General features: G+C 70.2%; 2 protein-coding genes. Both read left to right on the plus strand.

Features of this window, described 5'->3' with window-relative positions:
- On the plus strand, positions 1 to 2,829 hold a 2,829-nt coding region (locus tag AB0A97_RS41525), incomplete at its 5' end, for a bifunctional glycosyltransferase family 2 protein/CDP-glycerol:glycerophosphate glycerophosphotransferase (protein ID WP_361161278.1).
- 122 nt (positions 2,830 to 2,951) lie between these two features.
- Positions 2,952 to 4,057, plus strand: a 1,106-nt coding sequence (locus tag AB0A97_RS41530; RefSeq protein ID WP_361161280.1) for a glycosyltransferase, incomplete at its 3' end; no start/stop codon positions are given.

The raw sequence follows: 4,057 nt of genomic DNA on the forward strand, positions 1-4,057 counted from the left end.
ATCGTCTACAACGATGCCGAGCGGTTGCCTGCTGCGGTGCAGTCGGTGCTGGATCAGTCGTTCGGTGATGTTGAGGTGGTGATTGTCGATGACTGCAGTACGGATGGTTCTTTTGCGGTGGCGCAGGGGCTGGCGGGGCGGTGGCCGGGGCGGGTGCGGGCGTTTCGGCTGGAGGAGAACAGTGGGGCGGGGGGTGAGCCGCGTAACCGGGGTGTGCGGGAGGCGGTGGGGCGTTATGTGATGTTCCTGGACAGTGATGATGTGCTGGAGCGCAATGCGTGCCGGAATCTGGTGGAGGCGGCGCGGGCGTCGGGGGCGGATCTGGTGTCGGGGCTGTGTGTGCGGTTGCACAAGGATGCGCCGGTGGAGCGGCGTAATGAGTGGTATGCGTGGCTGTACCGGGAGACGCGGACGCTGGAGTCGGTTGAGGAGCTGCCGGATCTGTTCGTGTGGGACACGCTGTCGACGAACAAGTGTTATCGGCGGGATTTTCTGCTGGAGCATGATCTGCGGTTTCCGAAGGGGATGTTCTATGAGGATCTGCAGTTCATTGCGGAGGCGTATCTGGCGGCGAAGCGGATCACGCTGATTCCGAATCAGGTGTATTTCTGGCATGTGCATCAGGCGGCGGCGGTGAAGTCGGTGACCAACCGGCGTCATGAGATGACCAATTATGCGCACCGGCTGGAGGTGCACCGGCGTATTGATGCGATGCTCGCCGAGCGGGGGATGGCGGAGATGCGGCGGGCGAAGGATGTGAAGTTCCTCAAGCATGATCTGGTGCTGCATCTGCGGGATCTGCCGTTTCGGGATGCGGAGTACCGGGCGGAGTTCGCGCGGTTGTCGGCGGGGTATCTGGCGACGCTGGACGAGGAGGCTTTTGAGCGGGCGCAGCCGTTGCAGGCGGTGTGCGGGTATCTGCTGGGACGCGGGGACTGGGCGAATCTGATTCCGGCGGTGGATGCGCTGCTCAATCCGGGCAAGGTGGCGGTGCCGCTGGTCGAGCGGGACGGGCGGGTGTTCTGGTGTGCGGAGCATCTGGAGGATCCGCTGGGCCGGCGGGTGCTGGATGTGACCGATCTGGGGTATCACACGCGGCCGCTGGAGAAGATGTTCCTGCGCAACCAGCTGACCGTTTTCGAGGCGGCGGCCGGCGGCGGGGTGCGGCTGGCCGGGCGGGTCACCAATGCGCTGGGCCGTATCGGCGAGGGGGCGGTGCTGCGGGCGGAGCTGCAGTTCAGCGCGCGGCGGCGGGGGCTGCAGGCGTTCACCTTCCCGGTGCGCACGGTGCGTCATGCCGGGCCGGTGGTGGAGTGGGAGGCGGTGGCCGATATCAGCGGGCGGCTGCGGCCGCTGGGCATCATCGATGCGGTGTGGGATGTGCGGCTGGTGCTGGAGGCGGACGGGGTGCGCACCACGACCCGGCTGAGTGTGGCGGATGTGGACCTGTCGGGGCGGGCGCTGCCGGTGCGGCCGCGGCTGACGCGGATGGTCGCCGACCATGTGCGTCCGCATGTCTCGGCCAAGGGGCACCTGGCCTTCGAGCTGGTGGGCCAGGACCCGCAGCGGGAGCGGGCCCGGGAGCTGATCGGCAAGTCGGTGCGGGGACGCCCGGGGGCGCTGGCGAAGTCCGGCTACCGGCGGGCCAGGGCGCTGCGCAAGACGCTGACCTCGGGGCCGTCGAAGCTGCGGGCCTATCATGAGGTGTTCTTGCGGCTGCCGGTCAAGAAGCGCACGGTGGTCTTCGAAAGCCATCTGGGGCGCCAGTACAGTGACAGTCCGCGGGCGCTGTATGAGGAGATGCGCCGCCAGGGCCTGGACTTCGAGGCGTACTGGTCCTACACGGGGGATCCGGGGGCGTTTCCCGAGGACGCGACGCTGGTGCGGCGCTGGTCGCTGCCGTATCTCAAGGCGCTGGCGCAGGCGGAGTTCTGGGTGGACAACCAGTCCTTCCCGCTGAAGCTGGCCAAGCGCCCGGAGACGACCTACCTCCAGACCTGGCACGGCTCGGCGCTGAAGAAGATGGGCTTCGACCAGCCGGCGCAGAAGACGCTGACCCGGGCCCAGCAGGCCGAGCAGCAGCGGGCGCTGGACCGCTTCGACCGGTTCCTGGTGCGCTCCGAGCACGATGTGCGCACCCTGGCCCGGGCGTTTCGGCTGCCGGAGCGGGCGCTGCTGCGGGTGGGCTATCCGCGCAACGACGCGCTGGTGCAGGCCCGCCGGCGCGAGGAGGCGGGCCAGGCGCGCCGGCGCGGGCCGCTGGCGGCCGAGCTGGGCATCCCGGCCGGCAAGCAGGTGCTGCTGTATGCGCCGACGTTTCGCACCAGCGGGGGCCGCTCGCACCGCTTCGAGCTGCCCTTCGATGTGGAGCGCTTCGCCGAGCGGTTCGCCGACCGCTATGTGCTGCTGGTGCGCTCGCACTACCTCAACCATGTCACGCTGCCGCCGACGGTGGCCGGCTCGGTCCTCGACGTCTCGGCGCACCATGACGTGGCGCCGTTCCTGGAGCTGGCCGATGTGCTGGTGACCGACTACTCGTCGGTGATGTTCGACTATGCGCTGCTGGACCGGCCGATGGTGTTCTTCACCTACGACTACCAGGCCTACGTCCAGGAGCAGCGCGGCACCTACTTCGATCTGCGCGAGCACGCGCCGGGGCCGCTGGTGGAGGACGAGGAGGCCTTCTTCGGCGCGCTGGAGGACCTCGCCGACGGCGGGCAGCACTACGCCGCGGCCCGCAAGCGCTTTGTTGCCCACTTCGGCGAGTACGAGCGCGGGGACGCCGCCCGCACCCTCGTCGAGCAGTTCTTCGCCCACTGGAGCCGTTGATGACCACCACCCCCACCACCGCAGACACCCACCCGGCCCCCGCCACCGCCGCAGACACCGCCGCCGCAGACACCGCCGCCGCAGGCACCGCCGCCGCAGGCGCGGCCGGGTCCGGGACGGCCGTGCCGCAGCGGGACGTCTTCTTCGTCTCCAACAGCGTCAACGAGCTGGGCGGCATCACCAGCTGGTCGCACCAGATGGCCGGGCTGTTCGCGGCCCGCGGCCACCGGGTGCACCTGATCGGCATCACCCCGCCGCCGCCCGGCCGCGCCCGCGCCCTGGCCGACGGCCTGCCGTATGCCACCACCACCCTCTACGACGAGCACCCGCCGCAGGTGCGGCCACTGCGCACGCTCAAGGACCGGGCCAACCTCGCCGAGCACCGGCGCCGGGCGGCCCGCGAGGCGGGCATGCGCGCCCAGGCCGCCAGACTGTCCGCGCTGTTCGCCGCCGCCCGGCCCGGCGCGGTCATCATCGTCACCCAGGTCTGGGCGATGGAGTGGGTGGCGCTGGCCGACACCGCCGGGCACACCGTGATCGGCATGAGCCACGAGTCCTTCGAGACCTGCCGCAAGTCCTCCCGCTTCCAGCGCGTGAAGACCTTCTACCGGGACGTGGACCGGATGCTGGCACTGACCCGCGAGGACGCCGACGCCTGGATCCGCCAGCGCATGGACAACGTCGGCTTCATGCCCAACCCGCTGCCCTTCTACCCCGAGCAGCCCTCCGCGCGCACCGCGAAGGTGGTGGCCAGCATCGGACGCCTGCACGAGGAGAAGGGCGTCGACCTGCTGCTGGAAGCCTGGGCCCAGATCGCCGCCCGCCACCCCCGATGGACCCTGCGCCTGTACGGGGCCGGCGAGGAGGAAGCCGCCCTGCGCCGGCAGAGCACCCAGCTGGGCATCGACGCCAGCGTCGCCTTCATGGGCCGCACCCACGACGTGCCCGGCGCGCTGCGCGAGGCGTCGGTGTTCGTCCTCAGCTCCCGCGGCGAAGGCTTCCCGCTGGCCCCCATGGAGGCGATGGCCACCGCCGTGCCGTGCGTGGCCTTCGACGTCGCCCCGGGCGTACGCGAAATCATCCGCCACGGCGAGGACGGCCTGCTCGCCCCGCCCGGCAACACCAGCGAACTCGCCCGCCACCTCGACACCCTCATCAGCGACCAGACCCTGCGCGACCGCATGGGCGAAACCGCCCGCACCAACATCCAGCGCTACGCCACCGACGA

Origin of the sequence: Streptomyces sp. NPDC045470 (genome assembly GCF_040646595.1) — a bacterium.
Taxonomy (GTDB): Bacteria; Actinomycetota; Actinomycetes; order Streptomycetales; family Streptomycetaceae; genus Streptomyces.